Source organism: Rhodanobacter sp. OK091, assembly GCF_900142825.1.
Lineage (GTDB): Bacteria > Pseudomonadota > Gammaproteobacteria > Xanthomonadales > Rhodanobacteraceae > Rhodanobacter.
Genome location: NZ_FRCH01000001.1, coordinates 781,281 through 795,111, shown reverse-complemented (window position 1 = coordinate 795,111; position 13,831 = coordinate 781,281). Strand labels below are relative to the sequence as shown.

General features: G+C 62.5%; 14 protein-coding genes and 1 pseudogene. 8 read left to right on the top strand and 7 right to left on the bottom strand.

Annotation, left to right across the window (positions count from 1 at the left end):
* Positions 1 to 32 precede the first annotated feature (32 nt).
* Positions 33 to 1,847, top strand: coding sequence for a DNA helicase RecQ (gene recQ, locus BUA26_RS03875; RefSeq protein WP_072758038.1), 1,815 nt, complete (start codon positions 33 to 35; stop codon positions 1,845 to 1,847).
* An 82-nt stretch (positions 1,848 to 1,929) separates the two neighbouring features.
* Here the strand turns inward: recQ and BUA26_RS03870 are convergent, their stop codons facing one another.
* A complete protein-coding gene (locus BUA26_RS03870) occupies positions 1,930 to 2,364 on the bottom strand; it encodes a hypothetical protein (protein ID WP_072758036.1) in 435 nt (144 codons plus the stop codon).
* On the bottom strand, positions 2,361 to 2,927 hold the full coding sequence (locus tag BUA26_RS03865) for an RNA polymerase sigma factor (protein ID WP_072758034.1): 567 nt from the start codon (positions 2,925 to 2,927) through the stop codon (positions 2,361 to 2,363). Before BUA26_RS03865 ends, BUA26_RS03870 begins: the two co-directional genes overlap by 4 nt.
* 156 nt (positions 2,928 to 3,083) lie before the next feature.
* Here BUA26_RS03865 and BUA26_RS03860 point away from each other — a divergent pair, with 156 nt between their 5' ends.
* The 4 genes from BUA26_RS03860 to BUA26_RS03850 all read left to right on the top strand — a co-directional run bounded on the left by BUA26_RS03860 (position 3,084) and on the right by BUA26_RS03850 (position 6,397).
* On the top strand, positions 3,084 to 3,407 hold the full coding sequence (locus tag BUA26_RS03860) for a DUF6249 domain-containing protein (protein ID WP_072758032.1): 324 nt from the start codon (positions 3,084 to 3,086) through the stop codon (positions 3,405 to 3,407).
* Positions 3,408 to 3,586: 179 nt separating this feature from the next.
* Positions 3,587 to 3,862, top strand: a complete 276-nt coding sequence (locus BUA26_RS03855; protein WP_143154163.1) for a hypothetical protein — start codon at positions 3,587 to 3,589, stop codon at positions 3,860 to 3,862.
* Positions 3,863 to 4,210: 348 nt separating this feature from the next.
* Positions 4,211 to 5,113, top strand: a complete 903-nt coding sequence (locus BUA26_RS20005) for a hypothetical protein (protein ID WP_143154162.1) — start codon at positions 4,211 to 4,213, stop codon at positions 5,111 to 5,113.
* A gap of 123 nt (positions 5,114 to 5,236) precedes the next feature.
* The gene (locus BUA26_RS03850; protein WP_072758028.1) at positions 5,237 to 6,397 is read left to right on the top strand and encodes a TlpA family protein disulfide reductase; all 1,161 of its coding nucleotides are present in this window, start codon (positions 5,237 to 5,239) and stop codon (positions 6,395 to 6,397) included.
* Between the two features lie 199 nt (positions 6,398 to 6,596).
* Here BUA26_RS03850 and BUA26_RS03845 read toward each other — a convergent pair.
* A pseudogene (locus BUA26_RS03845) lies at positions 6,597 to 7,255 on the bottom strand (DPP IV N-terminal domain-containing protein); the annotation flags it as partial.
* A 160-nt stretch (positions 7,256 to 7,415) separates the two neighbouring features.
* Here BUA26_RS03845 and ybaL point away from each other — a divergent pair.
* The 3 genes from ybaL to BUA26_RS03830 all read left to right on the top strand — a co-directional run bounded on the left by ybaL (position 7,416) and on the right by BUA26_RS03830 (position 11,874).
* A complete protein-coding gene (gene ybaL, locus BUA26_RS03840) occupies positions 7,416 to 9,131 on the top strand; it encodes a cation:proton antiporter domain-containing protein (RefSeq protein WP_072758025.1) in 1,716 nt (571 codons plus the stop codon).
* 109 nt (positions 9,132 to 9,240) lie between these two features.
* Complete coding sequence (locus tag BUA26_RS03835) at positions 9,241 to 10,662, top strand: sugar porter family MFS transporter (RefSeq protein WP_072758023.1); 1,422 nt, start codon at positions 9,241 to 9,243, stop codon at positions 10,660 to 10,662.
* A gap of 189 nt (positions 10,663 to 10,851) precedes the next feature.
* Entirely contained in the window at positions 10,852 to 11,874 is a 1,023-nt protein-coding gene (locus BUA26_RS03830; protein ID WP_072758021.1) for a LacI family DNA-binding transcriptional regulator, read from the top strand.
* A gap of 106 nt (positions 11,875 to 11,980) precedes the next feature.
* On the opposite strand, the gene BUA26_RS03825 is transcribed toward BUA26_RS03830, so the two are convergent.
* From BUA26_RS03825 to BUA26_RS03810, 4 genes are all read right to left on the bottom strand, one after another.
* On the bottom strand, positions 11,981 to 12,520 hold the full coding sequence (locus BUA26_RS03825; protein ID WP_072758018.1) for a DUF1697 domain-containing protein: 540 nt from the start codon (positions 12,518 to 12,520) through the stop codon (positions 11,981 to 11,983).
* Between the two features lie 77 nt (positions 12,521 to 12,597).
* On the bottom strand, positions 12,598 to 13,068 hold the full coding sequence (locus BUA26_RS03820) for a group II truncated hemoglobin (protein ID WP_072758016.1): 471 nt from the start codon (positions 13,066 to 13,068) through the stop codon (positions 12,598 to 12,600).
* Between the two features lie 4 nt (positions 13,069 to 13,072).
* Positions 13,073 to 13,327, bottom strand: coding sequence for a DUF6868 family protein (locus BUA26_RS03815; protein ID WP_072758014.1), 255 nt, complete (start codon positions 13,325 to 13,327; stop codon positions 13,073 to 13,075).
* Positions 13,328 to 13,403: 76 nt separating this feature from the next.
* The gene (locus BUA26_RS03810; protein ID WP_072758012.1) at positions 13,404 to 13,778 is read right to left on the bottom strand and encodes a hypothetical protein; all 375 of its coding nucleotides are present in this window, start codon (positions 13,776 to 13,778) and stop codon (positions 13,404 to 13,406) included.
* Positions 13,779 to 13,831 lie beyond the last annotated feature (53 nt).

The following is a 13,831-nucleotide window of genomic DNA, read 5'->3' as shown; positions in this document are numbered from 1 at the left end:
GTGCGGTCCGCCGTTTTGCTAGCATGTGCGTCATGCATTCCACACCTCTCGACCTGCTGCAAAGCGTTTTCGGTTATCCCAGTTTCCGCGGCCAGCAACAGGCCGTCGTCGAGCACCTGAGCGAAGGTGGTGACGCGCTGGTGCTGATGCCGACCGGCGGCGGCAAGTCGCTGTGCTACCAGATTCCCGCGCTGCTGCGGCAAGGCACCGGCATCGTGGTGTCGCCGCTGATCGCGCTGATGCAGGATCAGGTCGACGCGCTGCGCGAGGCCGGCGTGGCCGCCGCCTATCTCAACTCCAGCCTCGGCGCCGAAGAGCAGCGCGAAGTGGAGCGGCAGCTGCTGGCCGGCGAACTGAACCTGCTTTACGTGGCGCCGGAGCGGTTGCTGACCCAACGCTTCCTCGGCCAGCTGGAACGCACCGAGGTGGCGCTGTTCGCGATCGACGAGGCGCATTGCGTGTCGCAGTGGGGCCACGATTTCCGCCCGGAATACCGCGAGCTGGCGATCCTGCACCAGCGTTTCCCGCAAGTGCCGCGAATCGCGCTTACCGCCACTGCCGATCCGCGCACGCGCGAGGAAATCGTCGAGCGCCTGTCGCTGCAGAACGCTCGCCAATTCGTTTCCAGTTTCGACCGGCCGAACATCGGCTACCGGGTCGGCCTGCGCCACAACGCCAAGCGCCAGCTGACCGAGTTCCTGCAGGGACACCAGGGCGAGTCCGGCATCGTGTACTGCCTGAGCCGCAAGAAGGTGGACGACACCGCCGAATGGCTGGCGGAAGCAGGCGTCGAGGCGTTGCCGTATCACGCCGGCCTCGACGCGCCGACCCGCGCGAAGAACCAGAAACGTTTCCTGCGCGAGGACGGCGTAGTGATGGTCGCCACGGTCGCGTTCGGCATGGGCATCGACAAGCCCGACGTGCGTTTCGTGGCGCACCTGGACCTGCCGCGCAGCATCGAAGGCTATTACCAGGAGACCGGCCGCGCCGGCCGCGACAGCCTGCCGGCCGAGGCATGGATGATTTACGGCTTGTCCGACGTGGTCACCATGAGCCAGATGATCGCGCAGTCCGAATCGGCCGACGAGCGCAAGCGGGTCGAACGGCAGAAGCTGGAGTCGCTGCTGGCCTATGCCGAAGCCACCGGTTGCCGCCGCGAACTGCTGCTGGGCACGTTCGGCGAAACCTATCCTGGCCCCTGCGGCCATTGCGACAACTGCATCGCGCCGCCGAAGACCTGGGACGCCACCGTGCCGGCGCAGAAAGCGTTGTCCGCCGTCTATCGCAGCGGGCAGCGCTTCGGCTCCGGTCATGTCATCGACATCTTGCGCGGCGAGGAAACCGAACGCGTGCTCGGCCTGCATCATCATCAACTGAGCACGTTCGGCATCGGTGCCGAGATGGACGAGAAGCAGTGGCGTTCGGTGTTCCGCCAACTGCTTGCCGCCGGCCTGCTGGAAGCCGACGCCGAAGGCTTCGGCACGCTGCGCCTCACCGCTGCCAGCCGCGCCGTGCTCAGCGGCAACCAGCCGGTGAAGCTGCGCGAGGATGCGCGGCCCGAGCGCGGCAGCCGCCGTCGCCGCGACAGCAAGACCGTCACCGGAGGCAGTCTGGGCATCGAAGCCTACGAGCAGTCGATGTGGGACGAATTGCGCGCTCTGCGCACGCAACTGGCCAGGCAGCATGGGGTGCCGCCGTACGTGGTATTCCACGATGCCACCTTGCTGGCGATGCTGCGCGCGCTGCCGGCCAACGAGGACGAACTGGCGACCATCAGCGGCGTCGGCGAAGCCAAGCTCAAGCGTTACGGTCGGGATTTCCTGGCGGTGATCAACGCGCAGGCATGAGTGACCGACATGCGGTCGAGGCTGCATCAAGCCCGATATTGTCGGCCGAGGCGAAGCCGCCGGTCGTTCTACCCAGCGGGACTTAGGTCTTGTGCGGAAGCAACGCCGAGACTCCGACGCATGCGACCACCAGGACGAGCCAGCCAGGCACCTGGCCGGCCAGTGCGAGGAGCGGCAGCGCCGCCTCAATCCAGCGCGTGCCGAAAACGATGCAGCAGCCTGCTGCGGTGGCGCCGAGCATGGCGAGGAAACCCAGTCGCATCCGTTGTTCATAGCGGAGCGTGGCAGTCTCCAACGCTGGCTGGCCGGTCGCGATCAGATGCGATGTGTCGCTGACGAACGACTGCGGCAAGCCCATCGGGGCGGGGCGTGCCAGCCTATCGGCGATGTAGCGATAGCGTTCCACCAGCGGATCGTCCGTTCTGCCATCGACAGCTTGTCGTGAATGCGCGAGGCCCAGTTCCTGCGCCTGCCACTCGGCGCGGTCGATGTCATCTTCGGGGTGTTGCGGGTTCATGGAATTTCTCCGAGCGAGCGCTCCAGGGTGGCGCGCAGATTCAGCCTGGTTCGATAGAGATGACTCTTGACGGTGCCTTGGGGCAGGCCGGTGATTTCCGCGATGTCGGATATCGAGCATTCGTCCATGTAATAAAGCAGCAACAGCGTGCGTTGCAATGGCGGCAATGCATCTATCGCGGCATGCAGGCGCAGCGCTCTCTCGCGGTCGGAGGCGAACGCTTCGACATCTATGTCGTCGGCCACGTCCTCCGTCGGCAAGGTGGCTGAGTTGTCGTGTGTGAGAGAGATGGTCGGCACGCGTCGGCGCTGCAGATGGTTCATCGCCACGTTATAGGCGATCCGCCCGATCCAGGTTCGCAGGGTCGATTCGAAACGATAGCCGGGCAGGCTGCGGTGTACCCGGATGAATGTTTCCTGGCAGAGATCCCGGGCGTCCTCCGGATGCCGCACAAGGCGGAACACGATATCCCAGCAAAGTCGCTGATGGTTCCTGATGAGGGCGTCGAAGGCGCCGGGTTTTCCGGCGAGCGCATCGGCTACGGCTATCTGGTCGTCATGCATGCTGCGATCTGCGTTAGCCGTGGTCGCTGCGGATGAATCATCATGAACAGTAGACCGGGGAAGGTAAACAACGGTTGCAAATCTTTTTTGCAACCGTTTCGGCCGCCGCCCGATCTAACTTGGCAACCATCAGTTTGCAGAGTCTGGAGAGTCTCAGTGGACAAACATATTGTGGTGCCGGTCCTGCTATTCGTCTGTGTGACTTATATTTTCAAGGCATTGATCGATGCAAGGCTGCGCTGGCAGATGTTCAATCGTGGCGGCTCGGAAGAGCTAGTACGCATGCTCGTCGATGCTGAGGCCAAGCGCAGGCGGGCCGCGGCATTGCATTGGGGCCTGGTGTTGTTGGCGCTGGGGCTCGGACTTGTCGTCGCCAATCTGCTGGGTTGGAGCGACCTTTCCATGACCTCAGCAGGGCTCATTATCGGCGCTACCGCGCTGGGACAACTGGCCTATTACCGGCTTTCCAGGCCCGGCTAGGCTGTCGCCGGCCGCGCGCTGAGCGGCCCAATTCATCTACCGAACTTGAAGACCGCACGCGTCGTGCGGTGACGGGTACGGCTGTGCCATACGGGAGCATTCAGATGGGCAAGATAATTTTTCTACTGGGAGCGATGTTGACATTGGCTTCCGGGTGCGCGATGACACGAGCGCGATACGTGAACTTCATCAACGACGGGCAGGATACCGTCGTCTCGATCGAACAGGCCCAGCCGGGCACGAACCGCTGGGTCCGTACCGCGCTCGATGGGCCGCTCGCCGGCGGCTACATCGGGCAGTCCATACTTTCGATCAGCACTGAGCGAGGCTGTCTTCAGGATATCCGCATCCTGTTTGCAGACCGGAAAATGCTCACGATCACGGCGCTCGATGTATGTCGTGTCCCGATCCTGCACATTGGCCGTGCCTGGCGACTGGGTGTCGAGAACAGCTGAGCCATGGCTCGCGAGCGGCGGTAGCCTTGGCATCGGGGCAAATACAAACCATTGATCCGATCTGTGGTGCGAGGCGGCAACTCAGTGACCTCAGGCCAAGGCCCATCCTACGCCGACTTAAGAATCAAAGATTTACTGAGACTAAGGACAGATCCTAGCGCCCCGATGTCCGGATTCTCCTGCTGGACCGTCCTAATCTTATACGAACGCAGACATAGAAGTTGAGTGACGTAGTTCAAATAAGGATATGTGACGATGGAAATCGTGGGACAGGACACTGTCTCAGGCGGTCAAGCGGTTTTTAGGAAATTACACATCGTGCACGATTAACGGTGCAGAGGAGGAGTCATGATTTTCCCAAGTAGGCTGCAGCCGATATTGTCCTTGCTGGTATTGTTCTTCGCGTTTAATACAGAAGCATCAGGTAACAATATCAAATTAGGAGAGACGCGACCGGAGGCGACCAACACGGTATCGGTGAACATCAACCCGGCTAACAAGATGCTTCAATTGGATGTGCATGACAGCTTCGCCGTTATGGAGATGCTGCCAACGAAGCTCAAATACAGAATCGATTTTGGTGTAGTTGATGGCCTACGTAGTACCTATGGCAACTGCACCTCGGGGCGCATGCCGAAGCTCGGCGACCCCATTTCAACAATTGTAAGTTTTGAATACGGCAATGTCGATAGCTTGGGAAGAGTGCCGATGATGATATCGCGCCCGCTTGATTTCAGCGGAAATGCCCAAGTTTACGAGTTCATGGCAGTCATGGGGCAACAAGTGATTCTTGAGTCTGGCATATCAGTACTAATCGATGATGGTCGCGTTAGCTATCTACAGATGACCGGACCCATTGGGCCGCGGGGGCGCGAATCTCTGAAAATAGCTTTTGATCTTGACCATGGAAAAACCTTGAATGGCGAGATCAACATCGATACTAATGCATGGTTGTTTTCGATTGCGAAAGATGGCGGGAAATCGGTTGTAAACGGCGTGAGTTTTCTTGCGGACAATTCGCAAATTCCTGCTCCCGTTGCGTCGCCAATTCAAACAAAAAATGATCAAGAAGCTCTAGTTGATCGTGCAGCTCTTGTTGATATGGTTAGATCACCGTCGGTTAGCACCTATAGTGCTGAGATCCAGATTTGCCCGTTGATCGTTTGTGATGATTTTTTGACCCAATCGCCATGCATTTATTACGGGTATTGGTGCAGGTGTCCACTCGGCATGTGCCGATCTATAAACTGAGAAGACCCGAATCCGTGCTTACTGCTAGAAGCCCCACTGGGCATTGCGCACACTGAACCCCTTTCATGAGACGACACGAATGGATGTTTTTCAGGTCGTGGAATATTCATTGGAATCCAGGTTATGAAAGCCGCTGAAGCCCGAATCCAGGAATTGCTGGTGGGAGACGCGGCGCCCCCGCTTGCGGTGCAAGAGTTCTTGAAGGGCGAACCAGTCTTCGAGCTGGTGCCGGGGGATGTATACGTAGTGGAATTGTGGGCCAGCTGGTGTGGCGCTTGTATTGGATGCATTCCATTGCTGACCAAATTGCAGGAGCAGTATCCCCAAGTGAAGGTTATTGGCGTTTCAGTGAAAGATCCGGATCTGGAGAAGGTGCGCACCTTGGTCGCCGGACAGTCCGATAACATCGGCTATCGAATCGCCATCGAAAAGACACGGGAGCAAAGCGCCAGCCGAGAAGGGGGAGAGATGGCGCGACGCTGGTTCGATGCCAGTTATTCTCTGGGTCTCCCAGAGGCGTTTATCGTGGACAAAGCCGGGAAGATTGCCTGGATGGGACATCCTGGACAACTCGACGAGCCGCTCGCCAAGATCGTTAACGGAAAATGGGATATCGGTGCCGCGGCAGCCGCGCACGAGGATGCCTTGGCCCGCCGCAGAGTACGGGAGCGGAAGCGCGTATATGAAAAACTTGAAGCCCCCTACCTGGAGGGGGAATCGGCAGCGGCGCTTGGGATCATCAACGAGGCCGTCGCAGAAAATCCGGATTTGGAACTGGAGTTCGGTCTCTATAAGCTGAGATTGCTGATGCGGGACCAGGAGGCGAACCAGGGGGCCATCCTGGACTATGCCGAGCGCATGATGGGCATTGTGGGCGAGGCAAAAGTGGAACCGTCACGCAGATGGTCGGAACTGACAGGAATTGCCATCGCACTGTCTCAGTTCGACTCCAAGGAGGTGAATGACGATCCGACCCTGGCCGATCCCGACCTCGCCGCAGTTGCGGTGCAAGCGATGCGGTTGGCTGGGGAGATACCGTACGAGCAAGAAATGGGACCGCAGTTGAATTCGCATATGCGCTTGTTGCATGAGGCGTTCTTTGTCCATGCGCTGATGGGCAATGGCCAGATGCTCGCGGCGCGCGAACGCGGCGAACGCATTCTGGGCGAGACGGACGTCGAGGCAATGGGCAACCAGAATGCGGAATTGGTTGCAGCGATGCGAATGGAGCTCGATACAATGCGCCGCCGCGTCGAACAATGTAAACGCCCTGGACCAACCTGAGAGTTCCCCCGGCTTTTCCGGGGAGGCAACCCGTAAGGCGGGTTAAAACCCGCCCTACGAGGTGCGGCATGCGGGCGGTGGGGTGGGTTGCGTGAGAGTGAATGCAGCCCGCATAGGTTGGGGTGAGCTTGCGAACCCCAACGCCTTGAGCCCCACGCAAGCCCCGCCCATCCCGGCCGGTTTTTTGTTTAGTCGCTGCCGCCGCCAACGCCCGGTGCCAGGCGATGCGATCGGAAGCCCGAATCGCCCAGGTTCTTCCAGGCCACGTCGTGGAAGGCCTTGGAACGGTTGGCGATGCCCGTGCCGTCGATCATCACCACGATGAAGTCCAAGTCGGCAAGCGCCTGCATGCCGATCTGCTTGTCGCCGCCGGTGTGGCAGCCGAACGGCCAGAAGGTCTTGGGCACGAACGAATCGTGCGGCCCGGCGTAGATGTTCTCGACCACACTTCTTCGCCGGATCGTAATCGCGCGGCCGCACCACCATGCCCCAGATGTCGGTACGGCCGTCGCGACCCTTGGCGACGAAGCTCTGCTCCCGTCGTCCACCCGCAGCACGTCGCGCACGACCCAGTCGCCATGGGTGATCTGCCGCTTCGCTCGGCCGCTTCCGCCGTCGAACAGGTAGAGATGGCACCAACCGTTGCGCTCCGAAATCCAGACCACCTCTTTGCCCAGGCCATCGACTTCGTGAACGAAGCTGCGGTCGGCATGGACGAAGGTCTTCGCCGTTTCTTCGACCGCCGCATGCGCACGCCCGCTCGTTGCATCCACCGCGACGACGCGCACGCGTTGGAAGCCACGCTGGACGAAATCGAACGCGAAACTGCCGCCAACGGATCGGAGAAAGCGAATACGGGCGCGCCGGCACGAGTGGCCTTGGCGCTTGCGTTGGCCGCTGATCACCCTTACAACTGAATGATCTTGCACGTGCGGCCCGCGTCCAATGGCAGCCGCACCTCTGCATGCCGTACGAGCCATGTCGTGCGGTTTTCATGGTTGTGCCGGAAGGAGCGCGCATGCACGATGCCCCACTCATCGCCACCCTCGTCAGCGGCATCGTGCTGGCTTTCGTGTTTGCTGCGTTGGCGCACAAGCTGAGGCTGCCGCCACTGGCCGGTTACCTGATGGCCGGCGTGGTGGTGGGGCCGTTCACGCCAGGCTACGTCGCCGACGGGCATCTGGCGCATCAGCTGGCCGAGGTGGGCGTGGTGCTGCTGATGTTCGGCGTCGGCTTGCATTTCTCGTTGAAGGACTTGCTGTCGGTCAAGAACATCGCCATCCCCGGCGCGCTCGGCCAGATGGCGGTGGCGACGGTGCTGGGCATGCTGCTGGGCTGGGGCTTGGGTTGGCCGCTAGCGCAGGGTTTCGTGTTCGGACTGGCGCTGTCGGTGGCCAGCACGGTGGTGCTGTTGCGGGCGATGGAGGAACACCGCCTGATGGAAACCGAACGCGGCCGCATCGCGATCGGCTGGCTGATCGTCGAGGATCTGGCGATGGTGCTTGCGCTGGTACTGCTGCCGGCGGTCGGGCTGGTGCTGGGCGGTGACGGGCAGGGCGGCGCGGCGTTGTCGTTCGGAGCGGTCGCCGGCACGATCGCTTTCACCATCGGGAAAGTGGCGCTGTTCGTCGGGCTGATGCTGGTGGTCGGCGGGCGGCTGATTCCATGGATTCTCAAGGTCGTCGCGCATACCGGTTCGCGCGAGCTGTTCCGTCTCGCCGTGCTGGCGATCGCGCTGGGCGTGGCGTTTGGCGCGGCCGACCTGTTCGGCGTGTCGTTCGAACTGGGCGCCTTCTTCGCCGGCATGATGATGGGCGAGTCGAAGCTGGCCCAGCGCGCCACCGAGGAAACGCTGCCGCTGCGCGATGCGTTCGCCGTGCTGTTCTTCGTCTCGATCGGCATGCTGTTCAACTACCACGTGATGCTGACCCAGCCGTGGGTGGTGCTCGCGGCGCTGCTGATCGTGGTGTTCGGCAAGTCGCTGGCCGCGCTGGGCATCGTGCTGGTGTCGGGACGCCCGTTGCGCACCGCGCTGACGATCGCCACCAGCCTGGCGCAGATCGGCGAATTCTCGTTCATCCTGATCGGCGTGGGCGTGGTGCAGAACCTCGTATCGAAGGAGGCGCAGGACGTGCTGCTGGCCGCCGCGATCTTGTCGATCCTGCTCAATCCGCTGCTGTTCAAGCTGCTCGATCGCGCGAAACCGTGGCTCGATGCCCGCGAAGCGCGGCAGCGTGATGGCGCCGCCGCTGCGGCCACCGCTACGCCCACCGAAATTCCGCCCACCAGTCCGCTGAGCGGCCATGTGGTGGTGGCGGGTTATGGCCGGGTAGGGCGGTTGATCGGCGAGGCGTTGCATGCGCAAGGCCATCCGGTGCTGGTGCTGGAAGAGGAAAAGGAGTGTGTCGCCATGCTGCACCAGCAGGGCATTGCGACGATCGTGGGCAACGCCGCGCGGGACGATGTGCTGGCAGCAGCCAATCTCGCCCACGCGCGCGCGCTGGTGGTGACCGTGCCCGATGCGTTCGAGGGTGGCGAGATGGTGCGGGTGGCGCGGCTGGCCAACCCGCGGCTGCCGATCATCGCGCGTGCCGATTCCGATGCCAGCAAGGCGCATCTGCGGCAGCAGGGCGCCGACCTGGTGGTGCTGGCGGAGTCCGAGCTGGCGCGCGGTATGCTGGAGCATCTGCGTGCGGGACAGTTCGCGCAAACGGCGTCGTCGGGCACCGCTTGATCCACGCAAGTCGATCAATCCGGTCCGGCTGCATACGTATTCAGTCGGACATGGCCGGGAGCGCAGTGCAGACTCGAACCTCTTTATGCCATGACGTTGGGGAGACGCAATGAGCACAGTGGACGCGACAGATGGACTGGGCCAGCACGCCACCGCGCGGGTGGTGCTGATTTCGGCGGCGGCGGCGCTGGGTGGTTTCCTGTTCGGATTCGATACGGCGGTGATCAACGGCGCGGTCGACGCAATCCGCGGTGCCTTCGCCCTGGATGCGGCGCAGACCGGTTTCGCGGTGTCGTGCGCCTTGCTCGGTTCCGCGCTGGGCGCCTGGTATGCCGGCATGCTGGCGAACCGCTGGGGCCGCGTGCGCACCATGCAAGTGGCGGCCGTGCTGCTGGTGGCCAGCGCGCTGGGTTCGGGCCTGGCGAACGCGGTGTGGCAGCTGATCCTGTGGCGACTGGTCGGCGGCATCGGTGTCGGCGTGGCCTCGGTGATCGCGCCCACCTACATCGCCGAAGTGTCGCCCGCGTATATCCGCGGCCGGCTCGGCTCGATGCAACAGCTGGCGATCGTGCTGGGCATCTTCGCCGCGCTGCTCAGCGATGCATGGCTGGCCGGTGCGGCCGGCGGCTCGTCGCTGCCGTCATGGCTGGGGCTGGCGGCATGGCGCTGGATGTTCCTGGTGGCGACGCTGCCGGCACTGATCTACGGCACCTTGGTGCTGGGCGTGCCGGAGTCGCCGCGGTATCTGGTGGCCAAAAACCGCCTGGCCGAAGCGAGGGTGGTGTTGCGCAGTGTGCTGAACATGCACAACGAAGCCGCACTGGACGACAAGCTGCGCGACATCGAGGACAGCCTGCATTTGGAACACCAGCCGCGCCTCAGCGACCTGCTCGGCAAGGCCGCCGGACTGCTGCCGGTGGTATGGATCGGCATCCTGCTGTCGGTATTCCAGCAGTTCGTCGGCATCAACGTGATCTTCTATTACTCGTCCACGTTGTGGCACTCGGTCGGTTTCAGCGAGGCCGACTCGTTCACCATCACCGTGGCCACCTCGATCGTCAACGTGCTGGTGACGCTGGTGGCGATCGCGCTGGTCGATCGCATCGGCCGCAAACCGCTGCTGGTGATCGGCTCGGCCGGCATGGCGCTCACCCTGGGCTTGATGGCCTGGTGCTTCTCGCAGGCGACCGGCAGCGGCGCCACGCTGAGCCTGCCGGGCGCCACCGGCATCGTCGCCCTGGTTGCGGCGAATGCGTACGTGGTGTTCTTCGGCGTGAGCTGGGGCCCGGTGGTATGGGTACTGCTGGGCGAGATGTTTCCGAACCGCATCCGCGCCACTGCGCTGGCGGTGGCCGCGGCCGCGCAATGGCTGGCCAACTTCGCGATCACCAGCAGTTTCCCGGCGCTGGCCGAGATCGGTCTCACCTTCGCCTACGGGCTGTATGCGGGTTTTGCGCTGCTGTCGCTGCTGTTCGTGTTGTACGCGGTGCGCGAAACCAAGGGCGTCGAGCTGGAGGACATGCAGGCATGAAGGCCATGGAACGCCCTCTTTACGCCGGAACGATCGGTATGGCGGCGTTCGACGGCTGCCGCTGTATCGACGAACGCCGCGCGGTATACGACAGGCGGCGCGCAAAGCGGTTAGGATTCGGAACGACCGGTGGCCGGTTCATGGCCGCCGTCGCGCAGTCTGGCCAGAATTTTCCGGATCACGTCGCGGATGAAGGTAAAAGCCACATCGATCGACATCGCCCACCTGGCCGGGGTCTCCCAGGCCACGGTGTCGCGCGCGTTGCGCGGCAGCCCGCTGGTCAATGAGGAAACCCGGCGGCGCATCCAGGCCGCCGCCGAACAGCTCAACTACAAGGTCGACAAAAACGCTTCCAACCTGCGCCGGATGCACACCGGCACGCTGGCGCTGCTGTTCTTCGAGGACCCCACCGCCGACGAGTCGCACATCAACCCGTTCTTCCTGTCGATGCTCGGCTCGATCACCCGCGCCTGCGCGCTGCAGGGTTACGACCTGCTGATCTCGTTCCAGCAGTTTTCGCACGACTGGCACGCCGACTTCGCCGACAGCAAGAAGGCCGACGGCATCATCCTGCTTGGCTACGGCGACTACCTGGCTTATCGCGACAAGCTGGAGAAACTGGTCGCCCAGGGCACCTGCTTCGTGCGCTGGGGCGCCGTATTGCCGGACCAGCCGGGCGTGTCGATCGGTTGCGACAATTTCCGCGGCGGCCAGGCCGTGGCCGAGCATCTGCTGGAACGCGGTTGCCGCCGCATCGCCTTTCTCGGTGACGCGTCCAGCCACTACCCGGAGTTCTTCGGGCGCTATCGCGGCTACGTCGATGCCTTGCAGCAAGCCGGCGTGGAGGTAGACCCGGCCCTGCAGCAGAACGCCGAAAGCACCGAGCGTTCCGGCTACGAGGCGATGCGCAGCCTGATCAGCCGCGAAGTCGGCTTCGACGCGATATTCGCCGCCAGCGACCTGATCGCGATCGGCGCCATGCGCGCGCTCAGCGATCACGGCCTGCGCGTGCCGCAGGATGTTGCTCTGGTCGGCTTCGACGACATCGCCACCGCCAGCTTCGTCAACCCGCCGCTGACCACGGTGTTGCAGGACACCAAGCAGGCCGGTGAAGTCCTCGTCGACAGCCTGCTCGCGCTGATCCGCGGCGAGCCGGTGGACAGCGCCGTACTGCCGGTGAAGTTGATGGTGCGGCGCTCGAGCCTGCGTTAAGGATGGGGCGTGCCGGGCGCACTCCGTGCTTATGCTGTCTTCGACCATGTTCGCTTGGCCATGTGCTCGCATGGGAGCCGACCAGCAAGCAACAAGCACGCGCCGGTTAGGCGTGCTTGTCGACCAGCCTCACCACGGTGTTCCACACGCGAGTGGTGGCGGGCAGGGCGAGGGTCTTCTCCAGAAACGCGTTCGGGCTGCCCGGGCTCTTGCCGAGCTTGCGCACGATGCACAATGCCTCCGAGCCGGTGATGGCGATCACCTCGACGTCGCCGCGCGGTGTTGCCGACGGCGGCTTGCCCGCGACTACGGCATCGCGGTGCAGGAACGTAACGCAGCAGGCAAAGACCGTGGCGGGGTCGATGGCCTCGAACGGTGCGGTCTCGACCAATGCCGCGAGCTGGTCGATCCCGCGCAGGAACGCAGGCTCGCGCAGGCCGCAACTGGCCGCCATGGAGGTGGAGGCGGTATCGAGAATATTCTCCGCTGCCCGCCGGCTGCGCGCCTCGAACACCATCGTGCCATTGGTCAGGAACGATGCCGCCGCAGACGCGCCATTTTCGAGAAACGCCTGCTCGAACTGCGCCCGGTCGGGGCAGTTGCGACGGCCGAGATTGAGATTGCGGAAGAACGCGGCGTAGCGCATGGGTATCCAGGTCAGTCCATGTCGCCAGCTGCGCCGACAGATTCCTGCTGCGCGTCGTCAGTCATGCGGAACAAGGCTCAGCCGACATACGGGCCTTTGACCTCGCCCCAGCCCCACTTAGGCATGGGTGCATTCGGGTCGACCGTTGCACCCGGCTGCGAATTGATGACCGCCAGGCGCGAACCCCACTCGAGGTAGCCGACCAAGGCGGATCGGAACTCCAGATCGTCGGGCATGCCCAGCTCATCCGCCGTTTCAAGCAGAAGGCTTACCCAACGACGCCTTTGATCTTGAGCGAGGTGACGATTCAGGTGCTGCCGGATCATGTGCGGGTGACCGCCATGCTCCTCGGAGTATTTTGTCGGTCCGCCAAGCACTTCGGCCAGGAAGGCGGCGACATGGGCAGGATGATCCGCGCCCATGTGGGCGAACACGGGCGCGAGCAAGACATCGTTCTTGACGTGGTCGTAGAAGCGCGTGGTCAAACGGTTCAGGGCGTCGATGCCGCCCACCCACTCGTAGAGGCTCGGAACGTTGGGTTTCGACATGTGGTCAGCCTGCGTGATGCGACACGATGCACAGCGCGATATATGGAACAAGATTGAAAACGAGGATGCCGATTTTGTAAATGGCCATGCCGAGGTAGTGGATGCCGTTGAAGCGCTCCTCCGGCATGCGGAACCACCGGCCGTGAAGATTCAACATCCAGCCGTAAGCGAAGACGAAGGCACCGAACCACAAGAGCAACACGGCATAGTTGATGATGGTGCACCAGAGCAGAACATCTTTTACGAGGTCAACGTTCATTACTCGCTCCCTTGATGGTCGACGCTTGAGGTAAATCGATCCCGTGGCTCGGCTCGAAGGAATGGTTGGCCATCAACTACCCGACATAGGGATAGATTTCGTCTGCAATCCAGTACCACGCAAATGCGGCGGCGAAAAGCGTGCCCGCGAGCCAGAGCAGCCATCGCGCGTGCAACCACGTGGTGCGAAAAGGCGAGAGTTGCATGGTGGTGTCCACGAGGTAAGCGGCGCAATAACACGCGTTGGCCATGGCCGCGAGAACGAGCAGCGCGAGCAAGGCTCGCATGGTGAAGGCGGGGCGGAAATGCGGCCAGGTAAACACCAGCCAGGCGGCTACGATCGCAGCGAGTACGATGTTGTAGACAACACGGCGAGGCTCCCAATAATGTATCGCCTCGCGAAGGACGGTCTTGAACGTGGGTGGCTCGTTGACCAATTGCGGACTGTTCATGTGGAACCTCCTGCATTGCCTGACTTAGCTAACCGCTTTCTTCACGAGCGTGC

Coding starts and splice junctions, on each gene's coding strand:
- recQ (WP_072758038.1), top strand. CDS start 33: ATGCATTCCACACCTCTCGACCTGCTGCAAAGCGTTTTCGGTTATCCC.
- BUA26_RS03870 (WP_072758036.1), bottom strand. CDS start 2,364: ATGAACCCGCAACACCCCGAAGATGACATCGACCGCGCCGAGTGGCAG.
- BUA26_RS03865 (WP_072758034.1), bottom strand. CDS start 2,927: ATGCATGACGACCAGATAGCCGTAGCCGATGCGCTCGCCGGAAAACCC.
- BUA26_RS20005 (WP_143154162.1), top strand. CDS start 4,211: ATGATTTTCCCAAGTAGGCTGCAGCCGATATTGTCCTTGCTGGTATTG.
- BUA26_RS03850 (WP_072758028.1), top strand. CDS start 5,237: ATGAAAGCCGCTGAAGCCCGAATCCAGGAATTGCTGGTGGGAGACGCG.
- ybaL (WP_072758025.1), top strand. CDS start 7,416: ATGCACGATGCCCCACTCATCGCCACCCTCGTCAGCGGCATCGTGCTG.
- BUA26_RS03835 (WP_072758023.1), top strand. CDS start 9,241: ATGAGCACAGTGGACGCGACAGATGGACTGGGCCAGCACGCCACCGCG.
- BUA26_RS03830 (WP_072758021.1), top strand. CDS start 10,852: ATGAAGGTAAAAGCCACATCGATCGACATCGCCCACCTGGCCGGGGTC.
- BUA26_RS03825 (WP_072758018.1), bottom strand. CDS start 12,520: ATGCGCTACGCCGCGTTCTTCCGCAATCTCAATCTCGGCCGTCGCAAC.
- BUA26_RS03820 (WP_072758016.1), bottom strand. CDS start 13,068: ATGTCGAAACCCAACGTTCCGAGCCTCTACGAGTGGGTGGGCGGCATC.
- BUA26_RS03815 (WP_072758014.1), bottom strand. CDS start 13,327: ATGAACGTTGACCTCGTAAAAGATGTTCTGCTCTGGTGCACCATCATC.
- BUA26_RS03810 (WP_072758012.1), bottom strand. CDS start 13,778: ATGAACAGTCCGCAATTGGTCAACGAGCCACCCACGTTCAAGACCGTC.